Here is a 23,295-nt window from a genome sequence, read left to right as displayed (position 1 = left end):
CAGCGCGGGCGCTCAGTTCGGCGCGGCGGGAATGGCCAGGCCCTTGGCCACCGCCGGCCGGGCCACGAAGGCAGCCAGCACGCGCTGCACTTCGGTGAATTCGCCGTAGCCCACCAGGTCGCCCGCCTTGTAGCGCTCGACCAGGTTGCGCACCCAGGGCAGGATGGCCATGTCGGCAATCGTGTACTCGTCGCCCATGACCCAGCTGCGGCCCTTCAGGCGCTGGTTGAGCACGCCCAGCAGCCGCTTCGTTTCGCCGGTGTAGCGGTCGCGCGGGCGCTTGTCCTCGTAGTCCTTGCCGCCGAAGACGGTGAAGAAACCCACCTGGCCGAACATCGGGCCCACGCCGCCCATCTGGAACATCAGCCACTGCAGGGTCTCGCAGCGCCGCGCCGGGTCGGTGGGCAGGAACTTGCCTGTCTTCTCGGCCAGGTAGACCAGGATGGCGCCCGACTCCCACAGCGCCAGCGGCTGGCCGCCGGGGCCATTCGGGTCGAGGATGGCGGGGATCTTGTTGTTCGGGTTGATCGACAGGAACTCGGGCGTGAACTGGTCGTTGGTGTCGAAGCTCACGCGGTGCACCTCGTAGGGCAGGCCGCACTCCTCCAGCATGATCGACACCTTCACGCCGTTGGGCGTGGGCAGGCTGTAGAGCTGCAGGCGGTCGGGGTGCTGTGCGGGCCACTTGCGGGTGACGGGAAAAGCGGACAGGTCGGTCATGGTCATCTCCTTTGCGGCCCACACCCTAGCAGCTTGGCGGCGGCCCTGCAGGGCGCGCTACGATGGCCTTTTCGCACCCCACCGGACAGGAGACACCACCATGCCGATCACCAAAGGTTTCCGCGCCCTCGTCGATGAAGCCAACGCGCAGATCACCACCTACAGCGTCGAGCAGGTCCGCGCGCGCCTGGGCAGCGACCCCCGCTTGCAGGTGGTCGACATCCGCGACCCGCGCGAGCTGGAGCGCGAGGGCACGGTGCCCGGCTGCGTGCACGCGCCGCGCGGCATGCTGGAGTTCTGGGTCGACCCCGAGTCGCCCTATTTCAAGCCGGTGTTCGGCGACGAGAGCAAGGAGTTCGTGCTGTTCTGCGGCGCCGGATGGCGCAGCGCGCTGGCCACCAAGGCGCTCCAGGACATGGGCATGAGCAATGTGGCGCACATCGACGGCGGCTTCACCGCCTGGGTGAAAGAGGGCGCGCCCACCGAAACGCTGGAGGCGCACAAGGCCGCCAGCAAGGCGGCGCGTGGATGAGCATAGGCCTCGCTTGCCCCTGTGGCCGCACCGATGCGCGCGGCCGCGCGACAGCCTATGAGGCTTGCTGCGGCCGCTACCTCGACCACGACACTCCCGCGCCCGACGCCGAGTGCCTGATGCGCTCGCGCTACAGCGCCTTCGTGCTCGGGCGCGTGGGCTACCTGGAGGTCAGTTGGCACGCCAGCACGCGGCCCACCGGGCTCACGCTGGAGCCGGGGCAGAAATGGCTGGGGCTGGAGGTGAAGCGGCACCGCGTGATCGATGCCGACCACGCCGAGGTCGAGTTTGTCGCCCGTTCGCGCCTGGGCGGCCGCGGCGTGCGCCTGCACGAAACCAGCCGCTTCGTGCGCGAGGACGGGCGCTGGTACTACGTTGACGGAGACATGCATTGATGGAACGGTTTGACGCGGTCCTGTTCGACTGCGATGGCGTGCTGGTGGACAGCGAGCCCATCACCAACGGCGTGCTGCGCCAGGTGCTCAACGAAGCCGGCTGGGCGCTGAGCCAGGCCGAGTGCGAGCGCATCTTCATCGGCAAGGCGGTGCGCGACGAGCGCGCGCGCATCGAGGCCGAGACCGGCCGGCCGCTCACCGACGAGTGGATGCGAGCCTTCTACGCCCGCCGCGACGAGCGCCTGCGTGCCGAGCTGCAGACCGTGCAGGGCGCGCTCGACGCCGTCATCGCCGCGCACGGCCACACAGCGGGTCGCATCGCCTGCGCCTCTGGCGCTGACCGGCCCAAGGTGGTGATGCAGATCGGCATGGCCGGCATGGCGCCGTACTTCGGCGAGCGCATCTTCAGCGGCCACGACCAGCCGCGCTCCAAGCCGCACCCCGACGTCTACCTCGCCGCCGCGGCACACCTGGGCGTCGACCCCGCCCGCTGCCTGGTGATCGAAGACACCGCCACTGGCGCGCAGGCCGGACTGGCTGCCGGCGCCACCGTCTGGGGCTACTGCCAGCATGGTGACGGCCGCGCTTTCGGCGACCTGCCGGTGGCGCGGGTGATGCACCACATGGGCGAGCTGGTGCACCACCTGTCGCCGCTGCGGTAAAAACAGGCCATGCCGATCACCCGCCGACAGCTCCTGCTCCGTTCTTCCTCCCTGCCGCTGGCCAGCCTGGGCCTGGCCGGCTGCGCCACCGTCGACAAACCCAGCGTGCAGGCGCGGCTACAGGGCCGCTCCATCACCGTCATCAGCACCGTGGGCACCACGCTGCGCCTGTCCTGGCGCGGCACCACGCCGTTCAACAACGAATTCGGCGAAGCCTTCGTGCCCGGCTGGGGGCTCAAGGAGCAGCTGGAAAACAGCACGGTGGAACTGCTCAAGGCCTCGGGGCGCTTCTCCAGCGTGCAGCGCGTCACCATCACCTCGACCCGCCGCGAAGAAGCGCTCAAGGAGCTGAAGGAGCTCAAGACCCCCACCGACCATGTGCTGCTGCTCTCGGCCGCGCCCTCGGGCGACAGCCTCTGGGCCACCCGCGAGGGATTCAACGGGCTGGGCATCGCCCAGCGCAGCATCGTGCGGGTGAACACCGAATCCGCCGCGCACGTCTCGCTGCGCGCCGACCTGCTGGTGCCCAGCACCTTCGGCGCGGTGCTCGGCGAAGCCACGGTGCACACCGCCCAGCGCGTGCCCGCGCCGGCCCTGCTGACCGGCCCGCGGCTCAACGAGGACGTGGCGGCCGCCGCGCGCGAGTCGCTGAAGGTGCAGGTGGATGCGGCGTTGCAGAGCCTGGTGAGTCAGTTGGGGCTGGGCAAGGCGATGGTGCCGGCACCGGCACCCGCCGCGGCGCCTGCGCCATCGGCGGCGCCCGTCGCACCTCCCGCAGCAGCCCCGGCGGCGCAGCCCGTCAGGCCGTCAGCGAGCGCCCATCCGGTGGCGCCGACGACGGTGGAAGGGCGGGGGATTCCGGGGCCATCGGGAAGTGCTGACCCAAGGCCTTGAGAGCGGTCTCGCGCTGCATGCTTGGGCAGCCTGGAGCGGACGGAGCGCCCCATAATGCGCCGTCTCAATCAAGTCCTGTTCAGGGAGGAAAGAATCATGGCTCGTCGCCTTTGGATGGTGTTGCTCGCGGCCGCCGCGTTGTTGGGCGGCTGTGCCAGCGTTGACCCGGCGCTGGTCCGGCAGCAGGTTGGGGGTAAGTCGCTGGCGGTGGTGTCTCTGGTCAATGACCGGGTTGAAGCGTCGTGGCTTGGAACGACCGTCTTCAACAACGAATTTGACCGCACGGAAAGGCCCGCCTGGCAATTGCCCAAGACGGCGGAGGACGCGATTCGCGGCGCGATGCCCGCCACGGGGCCGTACCGGGCGGTGAACATTCGCGCACTGCCCGCCATGTCCAAGGCCGATCTGTTGAAGGGTGGTGTCCTGACCGAGGATCTGGTGCTGGTGATTGCGCCCGTGAGGTATCAGGACACCCCGCTCAACGGGGTCGGCATCCACCAGCACAGCGCGCTGGGCCTGAAACCGCTGGTGAGCACCTTTGCCTCGCTGGAAGGAGATCTGATCGATCTGAAGTCGGGCCAATCCGTGGCCAGGGTGGTGGAGCTGTCTTCCGTCGCGTTGCCGACCCCCGTGCTCGACACCGGCGCCAAGCTCAAGCCTGAGAGCGAAGAGGCCGTTGCAGGATCGGTGCGTGACCAGGTCAAAGGCTCTGTGCGCGCCATCCTGCAGCAGCTTGGACTGATCTGATTCGGACTCCCCGCTGCCGGCTCCATTGCAGTTTTCCATAGAGCTCATACAACTTGCTGGGACTGAAAAGAAGGAGAGAAGATGAGAAGTCTGGTTTTGGTGATGTGGCTGGCCGTTTCTGCGGTCCTCTCAGGGTGCGGGACTGCCGATCCTGTGCGGATCAGGTCGCAAGTGGGAGACAAAGGCGTTGTCGTGGTGGTGAACGTTCCCAATGACCTGTCGTTGTCCTGGGTGGGGACGATCCTGTTGAACAACGAGTCGGCCACTCATTCGAACCCGGATTGGTCCATCAAGCACTGGATCGAAGAGCGAAGCGTGGCCGTGCTGCGTCAGACAGGGCGGAAGGCCAGGGCGCTTGTTCTTCAGCCAGGAACACAGGTCAACCTGGCCCAGATGATCGACACCACCAATGAGGTCGTGCTGGTCATTGCCCCAGGGTATGGCCCGGACAAGGTGTTCAACCGGCCTCCTTACGTCAGCGGGATTGGACTCCGTCAGCACACATGGTTGGGCTTGGAGGCCGCATCAGCGACCTATGTCCAACTGGATGCCCGCATCCTGAATCCGTCTTACCCGCAAGAGGTTCAGATCGTGTCTTCAGAAAGCTTCCAGCGCCTCCCCTTTGTGGCGCTTGAAAAAGGGCCACTCTTGCAACCCAGGGTGGATGGTGCTGTCCGCGACGCGATACGTGCGCAGATTGATGGCGTGGTGTTGGACTTGATTGGACGGTTGGGTTTGTTTGAGGGGCCTCTCGACAGCACGTCTCCGCGGATGCCGTCTGCAGACACGGGGCCTCGGGGCTAGGGCCTAGGGCCTTCCGCCTTCCCTGGCCAACCCCGCCCGCAGCCCCTCCACCCGCTCCCGGTTCACCCCGAAGTCCTTGCGCCCCACGCGTGAGGCCGAGCGCACCTGCACCACCTGGTTCACCGGGTCGACCCAGAGTTCGAGGTCGTCGACGAACTTCATCCAGCGCGTGGTGCATTGCGCGTACAGGTAGCCATCGCCGTTGTCCTGGACGATCTTCACGCCGGGCATGGCCTGCAGCAACTGCCGGAGCCGCGCCAGGGTGGCGGGGCCGTCGCCTTGGAGGGGCAGCGGCGGAATCTCAGCGTAGGCGCGCATGGGGTGGTCGGGGTAGAGGCCGGCCTGGCTGCTGACGCTGTTGGGCGTTGTGGACGGCGGTTTGAGCCGGCCATCCTTCACGCCCAGGTCTCCGGGCATGCTCCCGCCGAGCAGTCCGAGTTGTCCGGCCAGTGCCGCGGCGATAGCCAGGGCGAGCAGGGCGAACGCAATCCATTTGAGCAGGGTCATGAGGTTTCTCCGGGGTGGTGTGTGCCGATCGTGCAGTGGCGAGTTCGGGGTGGGCGGAGGCGGTGGCTCAGCGCTCCTTCGGACCGAGCCGCGGCCGCCACACGGCCAGCACCACGTTGATGGCGGCCAGCACGACCAGCAGCCACAGGGTGTTGCGCTCGGAGCGCAGCAGGGTCTCCAGCTGCGCGGGGTCGGTGTAGGCGGCGACGACGGCGGCCTGCTTCTCCTTCGAGCCGACCACCACCAGCGTGGCTTCGAACACGCTCAGGCCCAGCAGTGCCTTGAGCCAGGCCCAGCCCGCGCCCATGTAAGCCCGGGTGGCGGCCAGGGCCAGCAGGCCGCTGAGCACCACCACGGCCATGGAAGGCACCAGCAGGTACTGTGCGATGGTGGCGTGCAGCGCCCGCGCGGCGGCGAATTCGGCCAGCGTGTCGCGCGGCACCATCTGGTTGAGCACGATGCAGGCGACCAGCGCGCCGCCGAAGGTGATGGACGCGAGGTCGTGCACGGTCTTGGCGCCCAGCCGCACCCAGCGTCTGCGCCGGCTGCTGCGGGCGGTGTCGTCGTGGTTGGGTGTCGTCATGGCCGCATTGTGGCGTGTGCCTGTGGAAGTCGAGAATGCGGCCCATGACCACCCAGAAGAAGCTCCGCTCCGTGCTCTCACGCCGCAGCCCCCGCCAGGAGCGGGCGCACGAAACCGTGGCCGTGATCCTGGATGCGGCGTGGCAGTTGCTCCAGCAGGGTCTTTCGGGGTTCAACACCAACCGCATTGCCGAGCGGGCAGGCGTCAGCATCGGGACGCTCTACGGCTACTTTCCCAACAAGCAGTCCATCCTCGTTGCGCTGGCGCGCCGGCTGCTGAAGGCCGATCGGCAGGCCTTGGCGGATGCGCTGCAGGCGGCCTCCGAGCAGAACACCGACCCGGTGCGCGGCATCGTTCGCGCGCTGTTTCAGCGCCATCGGCTCGATGTGGGGCTGCGCAGAACTCTGCTGAGTGCCTACTTCGGGGCTGGCTTGGCGGCCGATGATGCAGAGCAGGTGCGAGCCCAGGTGGCGATGATTGCCGGTCATCCAGGCGGGCCGCTGGGCGGTCTGTCGCTCACCGAAGCCCAGCTCTTTGTCATCTCGCGCGCCGTACTGGGTGTCGCCCGGGCGTTGACCGAAGACGCCGAGGCACTGCCCGTGTCCGACCAGGCGCTGGAAGACGAGGCGGTTTGTCTGGTCCGTGCCTACCTGGCGGTCGCCGCGGGTTGAGCCTCGCGCGCGGCGAGCCCCAGCAGCGCGGCAAACAGGTCGTCCTCGGCGGCCAGGATGTCGGGCTGACCGTAGTCGCCGGCCGTCATGGCCACCACCAGGTCGAGTCCGGGCACCACGTACAGCCTCTGGCCCCCGTTGCCGATGGCCTGGATCACCGGCCACGACTGGCCTGCCACCGTCTGCTCGCTGGTCCACCACTGGTAGCCGTAGCCCAGGCGGGCGCTGGCCCTGATCTGGGTCGATGTCGCGGCTTCGACCCAGGCCGATGGCACCAGTTGCCGGCCTTGCCACCGACCTTGCTGCAACACCAGCACGCCGATCTTCAGCAGATCGCGCGGGCGCAGGCGCAGACCGGCGTGGGCGAGCGGGCGGCCGCGCAGGTCCCGGCTCCAGGTCCAGGTCTGGATGCCCAGCGGCTGGAACAGCTCGGTGTCGACCACCTCGGCCCAGGGACGGCCGGTGGACCGCTCGATGACATCGACCAGCACCGAAGTCAGTCCGCCGCTGTAGACGAAGGTCTCGCCCGGACGGGCCACGACCTCGCGCCCGAAGACGGTGGCATAGAACGAGCTGGTCCAGACCAGGGGCGTCTGGTCGTCGTCGGGTGTGCGCCGCACGGGGGACGGTTCGTCCCAGGCCAGCCCGGCGCTCATGGTCAGCAGGTCCCGGATGCGGATCGCGTTCTTCGGTGGTTGATCGAGTGCCGGATGGTCGGGATACAGCGACGCGACCGGCGTGTCCAGTCCGGGTACCTCCTGACGCGCCAGCAGCACGCCGTACACCAGGCCGACCACGCTCTTGCTGATGGAGCGCATGTCGTGCAGGTCGTCGGGGCCGAAGTGCCGGCGGGATGACCAGAGGCTGTAGAGGCCCCTGTCCTGACCGCTGCGGTAGCGCTCGGCGACGAGGCGGTCACCGTGCATCACGAGCACGCTGTGGATGTTGAGGCCCTGGGCCTCGATCCGGTCCAGCGCCTGGTCCCAGTCCGCCCCGGACGCGTGTGCCGGCAGCCAGGGCGCCAGCATGAAGAGGAGCAGGGCGCCGAGCCAGGCGTGGAGGAAGAAGGGGTGAGGCTGTCGCATCGCACGATTGTCGGCAGCGGGTTTCTGCCCGCCTACTCGCATCGGCGCCTGGCGGATCGAATGCCGCGGCTGAAGAAAAATGCTCAGCGAATCAAGGGCTTGCGAGGCCGTGAAGGGGTGGAGCGGAGGGCCACCGGCTGGTCAACTCGGGTTTGTTGCGCTCATGGTCAACGCGCATCGCGCCACTCTCCCGGTGCCAGCCCGGTCCAGGCCTTGAACGCGCGGATGAAGCTCTTCTCGTTCTGGAACCCGGTCGCAGCGGCCACTTGCTTGATCGGCTTGTTCGTGCGCTGCAGCAGCGCCATGGCGCGCTCGCGCCGCACCTCGTCTTTCAGCGCCTGCAGCGTGGCGCCTTCTTCCTTGAGCTGCCGGTGCAGGGTGCGCGCCGAGGTGTGGAGCAGGGCGGCCAGGTCGTCGGCGTTGTGGGCGTCCTGCGGCTGGTTCAGCAGCACCTGCCGCACGCGCTGCACCAGCAGGCGGTCGCGCCGGTAGGGGCGCACCTGGATCGGCAGCGCGCGCTGAAGCATCTGGTTCATCGCGGCCTCGTCGCGCTTGATCGGCAGGGCCAGGTAGCGGGCATCGAAGCGGATTGCGGTGTCTTCTGCGTCAAAGCGCGTCGGACCGTCGAACAGCACGCGGTAGGCCTGGGCGTGCGGCGGCGCGGCGAAGGGGAAGCTGGCGCCCAGCAGCGGGATGCGCGAGTCCACAAACCAACAGGCCAGGCCGTGCACGTTGCGCAGCACCGAGACGAAGCAGAACTCGCGCAGCGAACCGTCGCCGCCGGGCGGGCGGTGTTCGCCGAGCACGATGCGGGCCTCGTCGCCCTCGGCCTGGACGGTGAGCGTGATGTCGCGCGTGAGCAGGCCGTGGTGGCGGCACCAGCGCTTGAGCGCCACGCCCAGGGTGGGGGCGGATAGCGAGGCGCGGGCGAGCATGCCGTAGCTGCCCCAGGGCAGGGGGCGGGTGAACCAGCCCAGGGCCTCGTCGTCGAGTTCCTGCATGGCGGCGGCCGACAGCCACTCCATCTGCAGGGCGGTGATGCGGGCCTCGGGCCGATCCAGATCGGCTGGCGCAATTTGTGCGGCGGCGAGCGCGGCATCGGGCGCCATCTGCCGCAGCGCATAGGCGTGCGCAATCGCCTGCACAAAAGCCATGGGGGTGGCCGCGACGACAGTGCTGCGGGCGGGGGCGTTCGGGCGCGGGGCAGGCATGGCTGGAGTCTGCCATGAATGGCACGATTGATGGCGCGATTTGTGACCTGTTTGCCCGCCCCGAAACCGGAGCAGGCCGCTATGCTGGGGACCGGATTTCGCCCGTACGCCAGAGGAGACAAACCCCATGGACCTGACGCTGAGCCACGCCGCGGGCCGCACCGACGCGCCCCTGATCGAACAGACCATCGGCGCCTTCTTCGACGCCATGGCCGCGCGCCACCCGCAGCGCGAGGCGCTGGTGAGCGTGCACCAGGGCCGTCGCTACACCTACGCCGCGCTGGCGGCCGAAGTCGACCGGCTGGCCAGTGCGCTGCTGGGCCTGGGCCTGCAGCCGGGGGACCGCATCGGCATCTGGTCGCACAACAACGTGGAATGGGTGCTGATGCAGCTGGCGACCGCCAAGGTCGGCCTGGTGCTGGTGAACATCAACCCCGCCTACCGCACGGCCGAGCTCGAATACGCGCTCAACAAGGTGGGCTGCAAGGCGCTGGTGTCGATGGCGACCTTCAAGACCAGCGACTACCTGGGCATGCTGCGCGAGCTGGCGCCCGAGCTGGCCACCTGCGCGCCCGGCGCGCTGCAGTCCGCGCGCCTGCCCGAGCTGTGCACCGTGGCCTGGATCGACGTGGCGGGTGAGGGCGCCGAGCAGCCGGGGATGCAACGCTTTTCCGCGCTGCTGGCCTCGGGCACCCTGGGCGACCCGCGCGTGGCGCAGGCCGCGGCGGGGCTGACGGCGAACGACCCGATCAACATCCAGTTCACCAGCGGCACCACCGGTTTCCCCAAGGGCGCGACGCTGACCCACCGCAACATCCTGAACAACGGCTTCTTCATCGGCGAGTGCATGAAGCTCACGCCGGACGACCGCCTGTGCATCCCTGTGCCGCTGTACCACTGCTTTGGCATGGTGCTGGGCAACCTGGCCTGCTTCACGCACGGCAGCACCATCGTCTACCCCAGCGACGCCTTCGACCCGCTGGCCGTGCTGCAGACGGTGCAGGCCGAAAAATGCACCGGCCTGCACGGCGTGCCGACCATGTTCATCGCCGAGCTGGACCACCCGCGTTTCAAGGAGTTCGACCTGCACACCCTGCGCACCGGCATCATGGCCGGCTCGCCCTGCCCGGTGGAGGTGATGAAGCGGGTGCAGGCCGACATGCACATGGGCGAGGTGACGATTGCCTACGGCATGACCGAGACCAGTCCGGTGAGCTGCCAGAGCAGCACCGACACGCCGCTGGACAAGCGCGTGTCCACCGTGGGTCTGGTGCAGCCGCACCTGCAAATCAAGATCGTCAACCCCGAGACCGGCGCCACCGTGCCGCGCGGAGAGCGCGGCGAGTTCTGCACCAAGGGCTACTCGGTCATGCACGGCTACTGGGGCGACGAGGCGAAGACGCGCGAAGCCATCGATGAAGACGGCTGGATGCACACCGGCGACCTCGCGACCATGGACGACGAGGGCTACGTCAACATCGTCGGCCGCATCAAGGACATGGTGATCCGCGGCGGCGAGAACATCTACCCGCGCGAGATCGAAGAATTCCTCTACCGCATGCCGCAGGTGCAGGACGTGCAGGTGGTCGGCGTGCCCGACCTGAAGTACGGCGAGGAGCTGTGCGCCTGGGTCATCGTCAAGCCCGGCCAGACGCTGGATGAAGACGCCGTGCGCGCCTTCTGCAAGGGCCAGATCGCCCACTACAAGGTGCCGCGCTACATCCGCTTCGTCGACGCCTTCCCGATGACGGTGACCGGCAAGATCCAGAAGTTCAAGATCCGCGACGCCATGAAGGACCAGCTGGGGCTGGCCGAAGCCAAGACCGCCTGAAATGAAATGAAAGCCCCCCTGCGCCGCTTCGCGTCTTCCCCCGGTGGGGGACCACGCCTGTGGCCCGGCAAAGCCGGTTCCACGGCGTGCGCTGGACGGTGCTCCTAACCCTCTCTCAGTTGGGCAACAGATATGACGATCCTCGACACCAAACTCAACGCCCGCTCCGCCGACTTCCAGGCCAACGCCGCCGCCATGCGCGCCGTGGTCGACGACCTGAAGGCGCAGATCCAGAAGGCCACGCTCGGCGGTGGCGAGGCCGCCCGCGCCAAGCACACCGCGCGCGGCAAGCTGCTGCCGCGCGACCGCGTGCAGATGCTGCTGGACCCGGGGACGCCGTTCCTGGAGCTGAGCCCGCTGGCCGCGATGGGCATGTACCCGGACCGCGACGGCAGCGACAGTGCGCCATGTGCCGGCGTCATCGCCGGCATCGGCCGCGTCAGCGGTGTGGACTGCATGATCGTCTGCAACGACGCGACGGTGAAGGGCGGTACCTACTACCCGCTGACCGTGAAGAAGCACCTGCGCGCGCAGGAAGTGGCGCAGCAGAACCACCTGCCCTGCATCTACCTGGTGGACTCGGGCGGCGCCAACCTGCCGAACCAGGACGAAGTGTTTCCCGATCGCGATCACTTTGGCCGCATCTTCTTCAACCAGGCCAACATGAGCGCGCAGGGCATCGCACAGATCGCGGTGGTCATGGGCTCGTGCACGGCGGGCGGCGCCTACGTGCCGGCCATGAGCGACGAGACCATCATCGTCAAGAACCAGGGCACCATCTTCCTGGGCGGCCCGCCGCTGGTGAAGGCCGCCACCGGCGAGGTGGTGAGCGCCGAAGACCTGGGCGGTGGCGACGTGCACACGCGCCTGAGTGGCGTGGCCGACCACCTGGCGCAGAACGATCTGCACGCCATCGCGTTGGCGCGCCAGGCCGTGAAGAACCTCAACGCGCGCAAGGTCCCGCCCATCACCACCATCGACCCGGTGGCGCCGCTGTACCCGGCCGAGGAGCTGTACGGCGTGATCCCGACCGACACGCGCAAGCCCTTTGACGTGCGCGAGATCATCGCCCGCATCGTCGACGGCTCGGAGTTCGACGAGTTCAAGTCGCGCTTCGGCACCACCCTGGTCTGCGGCTTCGCGCGCATTGAAGGCATGCCGGTCGGCATCATCGCCAACAACGGCATTTTGTTCAGCGAATCGGCGCTCAAGGGCGCGCACTTCATCGAACTGTGCTGCCAGCGCAAAACGCCGCTGGTCTTCCTGCAGAACATCACCGGCTTCATGGTCGGCCGCAAGTACGAGAACGAAGGGATCGCCCGCAACGGCGCCAAGATGGTGACGGCCGTGGCGACCGCCGCCGTCCCGAAGTTCACCATCATCATCGGCGGCAGCTTCGGCGCCGGCAACTACGGCATGTGCGGCCGCGCCTATTCGCCCCGCTTCCTGTGGATGTGGCCGAACGCGCGCATCTCGGTCATGGGCGGCGAACAGGCCGCGAGCGTCCTGGCCACGGTCAAACGCGACGGCATCGAAGGCAAGGGCGGCAGCTGGAGTGCGGAAGAAGAGGCCGCGTTCAAGGCGCCGATCAAGGAGCAGTACGAGGTGCAGGGCCACCCCTACTACGCCACCGCGCGTCTGTGGGACGACGGCGTGATCGACCCGGCCGACACGCGGCGCGTGCTGGCGCTGGGCCTGAGCGCGTCGCTGAACGCCCCGATCCCGGATACGAAGTTCGGCCTGTTCCGGATGTGAGCACCGGCATGGACCCGATCGTCCACTTCACCCGCCAGGCGCGCTACCACGTCTGGGCCACGCACCGCCTGCTGGACGCGGTCTCGCGGGTGTCCGATGACGACTACCGCAAGGACGTGGGCCTGTTCTTCAAGAGCATCCACGGCACGCTCAACCACCTGCTGGTGGGCGAGCACCTGCTCTGGTACGCGCGCTTTTCCAAAGGCGCGTCACCGCTGCTGGCGCTGGATGCGGAAATCGAACCCGACCGCGAGCGCCTGGGCCAGGCGCTCAAGGGTGGCGCGGCCAACTGGGAACACCTGATCGCCACCTGGCCGGCCGAGCGGTTTGACGGCGTGCTGGACTACAAGACCATGAAGGGCGTGCCTCAGTCGCTGCCGTTCGCGGCCACGCTGGCGCACGTGTTCAACCACGCCACCCACCACCGCGGACAGATCACCGCCGCCCTCACCGCGCTGGGCCAGCCGGCGCCCGAGCTGGACTGGGTGTACCACCTGCAACTGGAAGCTGCCGAGGCCAAGAAACCATGAGCACAGCCCTGACCATCACGGTGCAAGACCGCATCGCCCGCATCACGCTCACCCGCCCTGAGGTGCGCAACGCCTTCAACGACGTCGTGATCCAGGAACTCAAAGCCGCGTTCGAGTCGGTCGGTGCGCGGGACGACGTGCGCGCGGTGGTGCTGGCGGCCGAAGGCCCGGCCTTCTGCGCGGGCGCCGACCTGAACTGGATGCGCCGCATGGCCGACTACACGCGCGACGAGAACATCGCCGACGCCGGCCAGCTCGCCGCCATGCTCAAGGCCATCTACGAATGCCCCAAGCCGACCATCGCCGCGGTGCAGGGCGATGTGTTCGCGGGTGGCATGGGCCTGGTGGCCGCGTGCGACATGGCGGTCAGCGTGCGCACCGCGACCTACTGCCTCTCAGAAGTGAAGCTGGGCCTGATCCCCGCCACCATCAGCCCCTACGTGATCCGCGCCATGGGGGCGCGCGCCGCGCACCGCTACTTCCTCACCGCCGAGCGTTTTTCCGCCGAGGAAGCGCACCGCATCGGCTTTGTGCACGAGCTGGTAGATGCCGACGAAGGTGGCGATGCGCTCGCCGCCAAGGTGGCCGAGCTGAGCGCGGCGCTGGTGAGCGCCAGCCCGGCCGCTGTGCGCGCCTGCAAGCGGCTGGTGCAGGACGTGGCGGAGCGCGAAATCGACGCTGCGCTGGTGGCGGCAACGGTCGAAGGCATCGCCGAGATACGCGCGAGTGACGAAGGTCGCGAAGGCGTGGCGTCTTTTCTGCAGAAGCGCAAACCTGCCTGGCTGGCGGGGTAATCTGGTCCTTTCCCTTCAGGAGGACACGGCATGGACGCGATCTGGAACAGCTTTGTGGAATGGCTCAGGGGCTTTGGCGCCCAGGCCGGGCAGCAGGCGGCCGAGGCCGGTGTGCAGCTCGGCGGCCAGGTCGCCGAGGGCGTGGGTGCGGCCGCCAGCCAGCTGGACATGACCAGCCTGCTCGCGCTCGCCGCCGCGCTCGGCTGGGCCAGCGGTTTCCGTCTGTATGCGGTGGTCTTCCTCGTCGGGTCCATGGGGCTGGCGGGCTGGCTGCCGCTGCCCGATGGCCTGCAGGTGCTGCAGCACCCGGCGGTGCTCGCCGCCAGCGGCGCGCTGCTGTTCGTCGAGTTCTTCGCCGACAAGATCCCGGGGCTGGACTCGCTCTGGGACATTGTCAACAGCGTGGTCCGTGTGCCGGCCGGCGCCGCGCTGGCCGCGGGTGTGTTCGGCGCCGACAACGCCACCATGGCCGTGGTCGCGGCGCTGCTGGGCGGCACGCTGGCCGCCAGCAGCCAGGCGGCCAAGACCACCACGCGAGCGGCCATCAACACCTCGCCCGAACCCTTCTCCAACATCGCCATGAGCCTGGTCGAAGACGGCCTAGTGATCGGCGCCGTCTGGCTCGCGACCAACCACCCGGTGGTCTTCGGCATCCTGCTGCTGATCGCATTGGTGCTGATGTGGATCGTCACCTAGATGCTGTTCAAGTTCCTGCGCGCGGCGTTCCGCCGTCTGCGCAACCTGTTTTCTCCCGACTCTGCCCCTGCCTAGGAAAAGCCGCATGTTCTCCAAGATCCTCATCGCCAACCGCGGCGAAATCGCCTGCCGCGTCGCTGCCACCGCCCGCCGCCTGGGCGTGCGCACCGTGGCCGTGTACTCAGACGCCGACGCCAGCGCCAAGCACGTGGCGGCCTGCGACGAGGCGGTGCACATCGGCGGCAGCGCGCCCAAAGAGAGCTACCTGCAGTGGGAACGCATCATCGCCGCCGCGCAGGCCACGGGCGCGCAGGCCATCCACCCGGGCTACGGCTTTCTGAGTGAGAACGAGGCCTTCGCCGATGCCTGCGCCAAGGCCGGTCTGGTCTTCATCGGCCCGCCGTCGTCGGCGATCCAGGCCATGGGTCTGAAGGCCGAATCCAAGCGCCTGATGGAGCAGGCCGGCGTGCCGCTGGTGCCCGGTTACCACGGCGAAGACCAGGACCCGGCGCTGCTGCAGCGCGAGGCCGACCGCATCGGCTACCCGGTGCTGATCAAGGCCAGCGCGGGCGGCGGCGGCAAGGGCATGCGCGCGGTGGACAAGGCCGAGGACTTCGCCGCGGCGCTGGCGTCCTGCAAGCGCGAGGCCATCAACAGCTTCGGCAGCGACGCGGTGCTGATCGAGAAATACGTGCAGCGCCCGCGCCACATTGAAATCCAGGTCTTCGGCGACACCCACGGTGACTGCGTCTACCTGTTCGAGCGCGACTGTTCGGTGCAGCGGCGCCACCAGAAGGTGCTGGAAGAAGCGCCCGCGCCGGGCATGACGCCCGCGCTGCGCCAGCAGATGGGCGAGGCGGCGGTGGCCGCGGCCAAGGCGGTGAACTATGTGGGCGCCGGCACGGTGGAGTTCATCGTCGAGCAGCCCGGCGGCTACGAGCATCCCGAGCAGATGCGCTTCTATTTCATGGAGATGAACACGCGCCTGCAGGTGGAGCACCCGGTGACCGAGGCCATCACCGGGCTCGATCTGGTCGAGTGGCAGCTGCGCGTCGCGTCGGGAGAGAAGCTGCCGCTGCAGCAGCACGAGCTGCGCATCCAAGGCCACGCCATCGAGGCGCGCATCTGCGCCGAGAACCCGGACAACAACTTCCTGCCCGCGACCGGGCGCCTGGCCGTGTACCGCAAGCCCGCGCACGTAGCCTTCGAGCGCGGCGGGGTGCGCTTCGACGACGGCGTGCGCGAAGGCGATGTGATCAGTCCGTTCTACGACTCCATGGTCGCCAAGCTGATCGTGCACGGCGCCACGCGCGCCGAGGCGCTGGCCAAGCTGGACGCGGCGCTGGCGGCCACGCGCATCGTGGGCCTGGCGACCAATGTGCAGTTCCTGCGCCACGTGGTGCGCAGTGGCGCCTTCTCGTCCGCCAGGCTCGATACGGCCCTGATCCCGCGCGAAGCCGAGGTGCTGTTCAACCAGGACCCGGTGGGCCGCACCCTGGCCGTGGCCGCTGCGGTGGCCCAGACCCTGGTGCACGAGAAGGCCGGCGAGGGCGCCGACCCGTTCTCGCGCACCGACGGCTGGCGGCCGTTCGGCCTGACCCAGCGCCGCTTCGACTTCGAATACCAGGGCGACGCGCTGACCGCGCAGCTGACCTACGGGCACGGTGGTGCGTTGCAACTGGCGGTGGGCGATGCCGACGCCGTGCTGAGCTTCCAGGCCCAGCCGGCCGACAGCGGCACGGTGGTGGACCTGCAGTACAACGGCCAGCGCCAGACCGTGCAGTGCTGGCAGCTCGGCGAGAGCGTGCACCTGTTCTGCGACCGCGGCGCCACCGTGATCACCGAGCTGGACGCGCTGGCGCACGCGGGCGAGACCGCGGCCGAAGGCGGGCGCCTGACCGCGCCCATGCCGGGCAAGGTGGTGAGCTTTGCCGTCAAGGCCGGCGACACCGTCCGCAAGGGCCAGCCCCTGGCGGTGATGGAAGCCATGAAGATGGAGCACACCATCGCCGCGCCGGCCGACGGCACGGTGGCCGAGCTGCTGTTCGCACCCGGTGACCAGGTGGCCGAGGGCGCGGAACTGCTGAAGCTGGCCGTCGCCACCGCGTGAACCCAAAGGCAAGAATGGGTGCCCCCACGCTCGGCACTGCGTGTCCGACGCTGCCCCCCAAGGGGGCGCTCGTCGCCTTGGGGCGGCCCGGCGGCTCCGGGCCCGCTAAGCTCGGCGCATGAACATCACCTTCTGCTGCACCGACGCCAAGGCCGAACCCTGGCTGGAGGGCCTGCGCGCGGCGCTGCCCGGCGCCACCGTCGAGGTCTGGCAACCCGGCGCGCCCCAGGCCGACCACGCCGTGGTATGGGCCCCGCCCCAACAGTTCCTGGACGAACAGCCCGCACTCAAGGGCCTGTTCAACATCGGCGCCGGCGTCGATGCGCTGCTCAAACTCAAGCTGCCTGCGGGCGCGAAGGTGGTGCGGCTGGACGACGCGGGCATGTCGGTGCAGATGGCCGAGTACGTCTGCCACGCCGTGATCCGCCACTTCCGCGAGTTCGACGGCTACGAAGCCGACGTGAAGGCAGGCCGGTGGTCGTTCCGCAAACCGCGCGAGCGCAAGGACTTCCCGGTTGGCGTGATGGGGCTGGGCGTGCTCGGTGAGCGCGTGGCGAAGGCGCTGCGGGTGTTCGAGTTCCCGGTGTTCGGCTGGAGCCGCAGCCCCAAAGCCATCGAAGGTGTGGTGACCCACAGCGGCGAGGTCGGCTTCGACACCTTCCTCGCCAACAGCCGGGTGCTGGTGAACCTGCTGCCGCTCACGCCGGACACACGCGACATCCTCAACCGCAAGACGCTGGGCCGGCTCAAGCCGGGCGGCTACCTGATCAACGTGGCGCGCGGCGCCCACCTGGTGGAAGACGACCTGCTGGCCCTGCTGGAGAGCGGCCACATGGCCGGCGCCACGCTGGACGTGTTCCGCACCGAGCCGCTGCCCGCCGGTCATCCCTTCTGGCAGCACCCGAAAATCACCGTTACGCCCCACACCTCGGCGCGCACGCTGCGCGACGAGAGCATTGCCCAGATCGCCGGCAAGATCCGCGCGCTGGAAGCCGGCCAGCCGATTGCCGGTGTCGTGGACCCGGTCCGCGGCTATTGAAGAAAAGACACACCATGAACATCCCCTCCAAAGTCCGCCTTATCGACGTCGGCCCGCGCGACGGCCTGCAGAACGAGAAGCAGCCGGTGCCGGCGGCGGTCAAGATCGAACTCGTGCACCGCCTGCAGGCGGCGGGTCTGAAGGAGATCGAGGTCACGTCCTATGTGTCGCCCAAGTGGGTGCCGCAGATGGCCGACAACCACGAGGTGATGGCTGGCATGACGCGCCAGGACGGCGTGCGCTACTCGGTGCTCACGCCCAACCTCAAGGGCTACGAAGCGGCGGTGCTGGACCGGCCCGACGAGATCGTGGTCTTCGGCGCGGCGAGCGAGGCCTTCAGCCAGAAAAACATCAACTGCTCCATCGCCGAGAGCATCGAGCGCTTTGCGCCCGTCGTGGCCGCAGCGAAGGCCGCCGGCATCGCGGTGCGCGGCGCCATGAGCTGCACCGTGGGCTGCCCGTATGAGGGCGATATCGCGCCTGAGCGCGTGGCTTACCTCGCGGGCCTGATGAAGGAGATCGGCGTGGAGCGCGTGGACGTGGCCGACACCATCGGCGTGGGCACGCCGCGCAAGGTGCAGGCGGCCATCGAGGCCACGCAGCGGCACTTCCACATCGACCACATCAGCGGCCATTTCCACGACACCTACGGCCAGGCGCTGTCCAACACGCTGGCGGCGCTGGAACTGGGCGTCTGGAACTTCCAGTCGTCCGTGGCGGGGCTGGGCGGCTGCCCCTACGCCAAGGGCGCCACCGGCAACGTGGCGACCGAGGACGTGGTCTACCTGCTGCACGGCATGGGCATCGAGACGGGCATCGACCTCGACGCGCTGGTCGACGCCGGCCAGTTCATCAGCGATCACCTGGGCCGCCCGAGTGGCTCGCGCGTGGCGCGGGCGCTGCTGGCCAAGAGGGCAGGGTGATCGCCATGGAGTTCAGTGTCTGGCTGGCCTTCTTTGCTGCGTCTTGGGTGATCGCCATTTCACCGGGTTCCGGCGCGGTGCTGTCGATGAGCCACGGCTTGGCCTACGGCGTGCGCCAGACCAGCGCCACCATCGCGGGGCTGCAGCTGGGCCTGGCCGTGATCCTGCTGATCGCGGGCGTCGGCGTGGGCGCGCTGCTGCTGGCCTCGGCCACCGCCTTCACCGTGGTCAAGGTGGTGGGAGCGGCCTACCTGATCTACCTCGGCGTGAAGCAATGGCGCGCGCCGGTGGCGCAGCAGGCGCCCGCCGCTGGCGAGGCGCTGGTGAAGCACGCCGGCCTGCCCACGGTGCGCGAGCGGGTGCTGACCGGCTTCATGACCAATGTGACCAACCCCAAGGGCATCGTGTTCATGGTGGCGGTGCTGCCGCAGTTCATCGACCCGCACCGCCCGCTGTGGCTGCAGCTGCTGATCCTGCTCGCCACTTCGGTGGGGGTGGACCTGGTGGTGATGCACGGTTACGCCTTCCTGGCCTCGCGCGCGCAGCGCTGGCTGGCGACGGCGAAGGCGCGGCGCGCGCAGAACCGCGTGTTCGGCGGCGTGCTGATGGCCATGGGGGCCAGCCTGCTGCTGGTGCGCAAGGGCGGCTGAGCCCGCTACCATCGGCGGCCATGAACCTCTCTGCTTCCGAAACCCTGCCGCCCGGCGTGCTGCGCGTGACCGAGGTGCTGGCCGCGCTGGGCCACCCGCACGCGCCGGTGATGCTTGACGACGCGGCGCGCACCGCGCAGCAGGCCGCCGATGCGCTGGGCGTGGCGCTGGGCCAGATCGCCAAGAGCATCATCTTTCGCCGAAAGTCCGACGACGCGGCCGTGCTGGTCATTACCTCCGGCGACCTGCGCGTCGACGAAAAAAAGGTCCAGGCCATCGTCTGCGCCGAAGGCGGCAAGCTCGGCCGCGCCGACGCCGATTTCGTCAAGGCCAAGACCGGTTTCTCCATCGGCGGTGTCTCGCCGCTGGCGCACGCCGAGCCGCCGGTCACGCTGATCGACCAGCAGCTGTTCCGCTTCGACATCATCTGGGCCGCGGCCGGCCACCCGCACGGCGTGTTCCGCCTCACCCCCGACGACCTCAAGCGGCTCACCGGCGCGCCGGTGCACGATGTGACCGCGCCCCCTTCCTCCTGAAGCTTTCAAGATGTTCAAGAAACTCTTCGGCCGCCGCGAGGCGCCGCCGCCGCCGCGCCCCAAACCCCTGATCAACCTGGAGGACGCGCGCGCGCGCCACCTCGACCCCGAAGTGCCCTCGCCCTGCATTTCGGTCTGCCAGATGAACCCGACCACCGGGCTGTGCAGCGGCTGCTACCGCACGGTGGACGAAATCGCAGGCTGGGGCCAGGCCGGCGAGGCCCAGCGGCTGGCGATCTGGGAGCGCATCGAGTCGCGCCAGGTGCCACGCACCATCACCTGATGCCACCCGCTGCCATGTCCGCCACCCTGCACGAGATCGACTTCTTCTACGACCCGATCTCGCCCTACGCCCACCTGGCCTTCGAGCGGCTGCCCCAGGCCCTCGAAGGTCTGAGCGTGCTGGTGCACTACAGGCCGGTGCTGTTTGCGGCGCTGCTCAAGGCGCACGGGCAGCTCGGCCCGGCCGAGATCCCGGCCAAGCGCGACTGGACCTACCGCCAGGTGCTCTGGCTGGCGCAGCACCACGGCGTGCGGCTGGACCTGCCGGCGATGCACCCCTTCAACCCGCTGCCGCTGCTGCGCCTGGGGCTGTGCACCGCCACCGACGATGCGCCCGGCCAGACCAACCGGTATGTGACCGAGCTGCTGTTCCACCACGTCTGGCACGGCGGTGCCGACCCGCTCGACCCCGCGCGCCTGCAGGCCCTGCAATCGCAGCTGCAGGACCACATGCGGCAGCGCGACAAGCCCTGGAACGAACCCGACAGCGACGTGGTGAAACAGCGGCTGCGCGACAACACCGAGCGGGCGCTGGCGCTGGGCCTGTTCGGCGTGCCATCCATGGTGGTGGGCGGACGGGTGTTCTGGGGGCTGGACGCGCTGCCGATGCTGCGCGAAAGCCTGGACGGCGCGGCCTGGTTCCAGGGCGTTGACTGGGAGGCGGCGCACCGCCTGCCGATGGGCGTGCAGCGCAAGGCCTGACGCGGCCTCGTTGATCTTGCGCAGAGGCGCTGGCACGGGATGCCACTAATATGAATGCCGTCCAGGGCCTGTCCCGGTGCCCGGGCATTCTGAGAAATGCGCTCACCCACAAGGAGATACGACATGTTCAAGAAAATCCTCGTCCCGACCGATGGTTCCGCGCTGGCCCTGCGTGCGGCCTCTACCGCTGTCCAGCTGGCCAAGGCGCACGGCGCCCAGGTGATCGGTGTCTACGTCATCGATCCGTTCCCCTACATCGGCATCGGTGATGCGTCGGCCGCCGGCCTGCAGGCCTACCTGGCCGAGTCGCGCAGCGTGGCGGGGCAGGCGCTGGATGCACTGGGCAAGGTCTTTGCGGCCGAAGGCGTGCCGTTCGCCGGCGACACCATCGAGCGCAACGTGGTCTACGAAGGGGTGATCGAAACGGCGCAGGCCGAAGGCTGTGACCTGATCGTGATGGCCTCGCACGGCCGCCAGGGCGTCAAGGCGCTGGTGCTGGGCAGCGTGGCGCAGAAGGTGCTCACGCACACCCGCCTGCCCGTGTTGATCGTCAAGGACTGAGCGCCCGGCGGACGCCTTTTTCAACCAGGCGGCAGACCTGGTGTGCGTGCAGCCGACGCGGTTGTCACGATCTGTAATTTGTTCATGATATGTAACGGCGGCCGAATCCGGTCCTTCGCGGGCCGGGTTCGGCCGCCTACATTGGCGGCCCATGAACGCCACAGCGCCCCCTATCTCGCAGCCCGGCCCGTCGCGCCACCGCCCGACATGGCTCCGCCTACCGTTGGTGGTCATGGTCGCGGCCCTTGCGGCCTGCGGCGGTGGCAGTGAAACCGGAGACAGCGCCGATCAGGCATCGGCACGGAAGGAGGCGGCGTCCGGGGCTTCGGAGCCTGTGGGCTCCGCAGGAACCCTCTGGTCCAGCCTGCGCACGGTCTTTGATGATGAGCCCGTGCCGGATGCAGGCATGGGAGGTGCGCCCAAAGCCCAGGTGATGACGCAGGCCGATGCGGTGCGGCTGGCCAACCAGGCGACCTTCGGTCCCACCGAGTCTCTGGTGACGCAGATCCGCGAGTGGGGTGCTGCGCGCTGGGTCTCGGAGCAGATGAGCCTGCAGCGCCAGGCCTTCAAGCCCAGCCCCAGCGGGCCGCGCGTGCCCGTCACCGTGCCGTTGCCCCGGTCCCGGTACACCAGCGGCGGAACCAACGCCGTGCACAAGCACACCAGCCAGAGTGCCGACTTCTGCGACAACCGGGGCGACCAGTGCTGGCGCGACTGGTATTCGTCCACACCCCTGGTCTGGGACTTCTACCGCAATGCGGTGACCGGTCAGGACCAGCTGCGCCAGCGCGTCGGGCTGGCGCTGCAGCAGATGATGGTGGTGTCCAACTACGAGGTCAGCGGCACCTACGGTCTGCGCAACTACCACAACATGCTGCTGGACCACGCGTTCGGCAACTACCGAGATCTGCTGCGCAAGGTCATCCTGTCGCCGGTCATGGGCGATTACCTCGACCATGTGAACAACGACAAGGACGCGCCCAACGAGAACTTCGCCCGCGAGCTGCTGCAGCTGTTCTCGCTGGGCACCTGCCTGCTCAACCCGGACGGCTCGCTGCAGGGTGGCAGCTGCACGCCCACCTACGACAACGAGCGTGTGCGCGCCTACGCCCACGCACTCACCGGCTGGACCTATCCCCCTGGTGGCGCCACGCCGTGGGGCTGCTGGCCCCGGGGCGCCAACTGCCAGTTCTACGACGGCGACATGGTGTCGGTGGCGTCTTTCCACAACACCGCGGCGCGCTCGCTGCTGTCCGGGGTGAGCCTGCCTTCGGGCAACACTGCACCGGCGGCGCTGGAGGCGGTGCTCGACAGCATCATGGCCCACCAGAACGTGGCGCCGTTTGTCAGTCGCCACCTGATCCAGCAGCTGGTGACGAGCAACCCGAGCCCCGCATATGTGCAGCGTGTGGCGGGCGCGTTCAACACCGGTCGGCACGGCAGGTTGGGCACCGGCCGCAAAGGCGATCTCGCCGCCACCGTGGCCGCGGTGCTGCTGGACGCAGACGCCCGCAGTACGACAGTGGCCAGTTCGGCCGGCCGGCTGCGCGAGCCCATCCAGCTGTTCACCGGCGTGCTGCGGGCCCTCAACGGCCGGACCGATGGTGATGCGCTGGGCTGGTGGTGGGGCGAAGAAATGCGCCAGCACGCCTTCCGTCCGCCGTCGGTGTTCAATTTCTATTCACCCGACTACCCGGTGGCCGGCACCGCGCTGGTGGGACCAGCGTTTGGCATCCACAACGCCAACACTGCGCTCAACCGGATCAATTACCTCAACTACCTCATCTTCTGGAACGGCTCCGGGGCCAGCTCGTCCGTGCCCGGCGCGGTGGGCACCCGGGTCGATCTCAGCGTGTTCGCGGCGGATGCGACCGATGCTGGCCGGCTGGTGGACCGCATCTCCTTGCTGGCGTTGGGCGAGTTGCTGCCCACCGCATCGCGCACGGCAGTGATTTCTGCGGTCAACCAGTTCGGGTCCGGAACCACCAGCGACCGGACCAACCGGGTGCGCCAGGCCGCCTTCCTGGTGCTCGCCTCGCCCCAGTACCACCTGGTCCGCTGAAGGGATGTGACCG

General features: G+C 68.6%; 26 protein-coding genes. 21 read left to right on the top strand and 5 right to left on the bottom strand.

The annotated features are described in order from the left end of the window. Positions 1-12 precede the first annotated feature (12 nt). Positions 13-720, bottom strand: a complete 708-nt coding sequence (locus tag HFL01S_RS10815; RefSeq protein ID WP_066258226.1) for a glutathione S-transferase N-terminal domain-containing protein — start codon at positions 718-720, stop codon at positions 13-15. 100 nt (positions 721-820) lie between these two features. Here HFL01S_RS10815 and HFL01S_RS10810 point away from each other — a divergent pair, with 100 nt between their 5' ends. From HFL01S_RS10810 to HFL01S_RS10785, 6 genes are all read left to right on the top strand, one after another. Next, positions 821-1,252, top strand: a complete 432-nt coding sequence (locus HFL01S_RS10810) for a rhodanese-like domain-containing protein (RefSeq protein WP_066258223.1) — start codon at positions 821-823, stop codon at positions 1,250-1,252. Beyond that, positions 1,249-1,647 (top strand): YchJ family protein, encoded by a 399-nt coding sequence (locus HFL01S_RS10805; RefSeq protein WP_066258221.1) that lies wholly within the window; start codon positions 1,249-1,251, stop codon positions 1,645-1,647. The genes HFL01S_RS10810 and HFL01S_RS10805 overlap by 4 nt, the downstream gene beginning before the upstream one ends. Beyond that, positions 1,647-2,309, top strand: a complete 663-nt coding sequence (locus HFL01S_RS10800; RefSeq protein ID WP_066258219.1) for an HAD family hydrolase — start codon at positions 1,647-1,649, stop codon at positions 2,307-2,309. Before HFL01S_RS10805 ends, HFL01S_RS10800 begins: the two co-directional genes overlap by 1 nt. Before the next feature lie 9 nt (positions 2,310-2,318). Further along, the gene (locus HFL01S_RS10795) at positions 2,319-3,203 is read left to right on the top strand and encodes a hypothetical protein (RefSeq protein WP_066258216.1); all 885 of its coding nucleotides are present in this window, start codon (positions 2,319-2,321) and stop codon (positions 3,201-3,203) included. Between the two features lie 96 nt (positions 3,204-3,299). Continuing rightward, positions 3,300-3,950 carry a hypothetical protein gene (locus tag HFL01S_RS10790; protein ID WP_157538838.1) on the top strand — a complete coding sequence of 217 codons (651 nt, stop codon included), beginning with the start codon at positions 3,300-3,302 and terminating at the stop codon, positions 3,948-3,950. An 81-nt stretch (positions 3,951-4,031) separates the two neighbouring features. Further along, a complete protein-coding gene (locus HFL01S_RS10785; protein WP_066258214.1) occupies positions 4,032-4,754 on the top strand; it encodes a hypothetical protein in 723 nt (240 codons plus the stop codon). A 3-nt stretch (positions 4,755-4,757) separates the two neighbouring features. On the opposite strand, the gene HFL01S_RS10780 is transcribed toward HFL01S_RS10785, so the two are convergent. After that, positions 4,758-5,261, bottom strand: a complete 504-nt coding sequence (locus HFL01S_RS10780; protein WP_066258211.1) for a DUF1499 domain-containing protein — start codon at positions 5,259-5,261, stop codon at positions 4,758-4,760. Positions 5,262-5,328: 67 nt separating this feature from the next. Continuing rightward, positions 5,329-5,844 carry a hypothetical protein gene (locus HFL01S_RS10775; protein ID WP_084383218.1) on the bottom strand — a complete coding sequence of 172 codons (516 nt, stop codon included), beginning with the start codon at positions 5,842-5,844 and terminating at the stop codon, positions 5,329-5,331. Between the two features lie 44 nt (positions 5,845-5,888). Between HFL01S_RS10775 and HFL01S_RS10770 the strand changes: the two genes are divergently transcribed. Further along, positions 5,889-6,515, top strand: a complete 627-nt coding sequence (locus HFL01S_RS10770) for a TetR/AcrR family transcriptional regulator (protein WP_169802329.1) — start codon at positions 5,889-5,891, stop codon at positions 6,513-6,515. Here the strand turns inward: HFL01S_RS10770 and HFL01S_RS10765 are convergent. Continuing rightward, positions 6,491-7,600, bottom strand: coding sequence for a serine hydrolase domain-containing protein (locus tag HFL01S_RS10765; protein WP_066258206.1), 1,110 nt, complete (start codon positions 7,598-7,600; stop codon positions 6,491-6,493). The genes HFL01S_RS10770 and HFL01S_RS10765 overlap by 25 nt on opposite strands. 167 nt (positions 7,601-7,767) lie before the next feature. After that, positions 7,768-8,811 carry an AraC family transcriptional regulator gene (locus tag HFL01S_RS10760; RefSeq protein ID WP_066258203.1) on the bottom strand — a complete coding sequence of 348 codons (1,044 nt, stop codon included), beginning with the start codon at positions 8,809-8,811 and terminating at the stop codon, positions 7,768-7,770. 127 nt (positions 8,812-8,938) lie between these two features. On the opposite strand from HFL01S_RS10760, the gene HFL01S_RS10755 reads away from it, so the two are divergent. From HFL01S_RS10755 to HFL01S_RS10690, 14 genes are all read left to right on the top strand, one after another. Further along, a complete protein-coding gene (locus HFL01S_RS10755) occupies positions 8,939-10,642 on the top strand; it encodes an AMP-binding protein (protein WP_066258202.1) in 1,704 nt (567 codons plus the stop codon). Between the two features lie 132 nt (positions 10,643-10,774). Continuing rightward, a complete protein-coding gene (locus tag HFL01S_RS10750; RefSeq protein ID WP_066258201.1) occupies positions 10,775-12,397 on the top strand; it encodes a carboxyl transferase domain-containing protein in 1,623 nt (540 codons plus the stop codon). Between the two features lie 8 nt (positions 12,398-12,405). Next, positions 12,406-12,927, top strand: coding sequence for a DinB family protein (locus tag HFL01S_RS10745; RefSeq protein ID WP_066258302.1), 522 nt, complete (start codon positions 12,406-12,408; stop codon positions 12,925-12,927). Beyond that, positions 12,924-13,721, top strand: coding sequence for an enoyl-CoA hydratase/isomerase family protein (locus HFL01S_RS10740; protein WP_066258199.1), 798 nt, complete (start codon positions 12,924-12,926; stop codon positions 13,719-13,721). The genes HFL01S_RS10745 and HFL01S_RS10740 overlap by 4 nt, the downstream gene beginning before the upstream one ends. A 30-nt stretch (positions 13,722-13,751) precedes the next feature. Beyond that, positions 13,752-14,417, top strand: coding sequence for a DUF4126 domain-containing protein (locus HFL01S_RS10735; protein WP_084383215.1), 666 nt, complete (start codon positions 13,752-13,754; stop codon positions 14,415-14,417). An 85-nt stretch (positions 14,418-14,502) separates the two neighbouring features. After that, a complete protein-coding gene (locus HFL01S_RS10730; RefSeq protein ID WP_066258197.1) occupies positions 14,503-16,527 on the top strand; it encodes an acetyl/propionyl/methylcrotonyl-CoA carboxylase subunit alpha in 2,025 nt (674 codons plus the stop codon). A 118-nt stretch (positions 16,528-16,645) separates the two neighbouring features. Beyond that, positions 16,646-17,566: a 2-hydroxyacid dehydrogenase gene (locus HFL01S_RS10725; RefSeq protein WP_066258195.1), complete on the top strand. Its 921-nt coding sequence runs from the start codon at positions 16,646-16,648 to the stop codon at positions 17,564-17,566. Between the two features lie 14 nt (positions 17,567-17,580). Then, complete coding sequence (locus HFL01S_RS10720) at positions 17,581-18,489, top strand: hydroxymethylglutaryl-CoA lyase (protein ID WP_066258193.1); 909 nt, start codon at positions 17,581-17,583, stop codon at positions 18,487-18,489. 5 nt (positions 18,490-18,494) lie between these two features. Continuing rightward, positions 18,495-19,139, top strand: a complete 645-nt coding sequence (locus HFL01S_RS10715; RefSeq protein ID WP_066258299.1) for a LysE family transporter — start codon at positions 18,495-18,497, stop codon at positions 19,137-19,139. A 20-nt stretch (positions 19,140-19,159) separates the two neighbouring features. Next, positions 19,160-19,675, top strand: a complete 516-nt coding sequence (locus HFL01S_RS10710) for a YbaK/EbsC family protein (protein ID WP_066258191.1) — start codon at positions 19,160-19,162, stop codon at positions 19,673-19,675. A 10-nt stretch (positions 19,676-19,685) separates the two neighbouring features. Further along, on the top strand, positions 19,686-19,958 hold the full coding sequence (locus HFL01S_RS25980; RefSeq protein ID WP_084383214.1) for a DUF1289 domain-containing protein: 273 nt from the start codon (positions 19,686-19,688) through the stop codon (positions 19,956-19,958). A gap of 26 nt (positions 19,959-19,984) precedes the next feature. Beyond that, entirely contained in the window at positions 19,985-20,659 is a 675-nt protein-coding gene (locus HFL01S_RS10700; protein WP_084383227.1) for a 2-hydroxychromene-2-carboxylate isomerase, read from the top strand. A gap of 123 nt (positions 20,660-20,782) precedes the next feature. Further along, a complete protein-coding gene (locus HFL01S_RS10695) occupies positions 20,783-21,220 on the top strand; it encodes a universal stress protein (RefSeq protein ID WP_066258188.1) in 438 nt (145 codons plus the stop codon). A gap of 406 nt (positions 21,221-21,626) precedes the next feature. Then, complete coding sequence (locus tag HFL01S_RS10690) at positions 21,627-23,282, top strand: DUF1800 domain-containing protein (protein ID WP_066258186.1); 1,656 nt, start codon at positions 21,627-21,629, stop codon at positions 23,280-23,282. The last annotated feature ends 13 nt before the right edge of the window (positions 23,283-23,295 follow it).

Origin of the sequence: Hydrogenophaga flava NBRC 102514 (assembly GCF_001571145.1) — a bacterium.
GTDB classification, from domain to species: domain Bacteria; phylum Pseudomonadota; class Gammaproteobacteria; order Burkholderiales; family Burkholderiaceae_C; genus Hydrogenophaga; species Hydrogenophaga flava.
The sequence above is the reverse complement of the archived record's forward strand: the minus strand, read 5'-3'. Positions and strand labels throughout refer to the sequence as shown.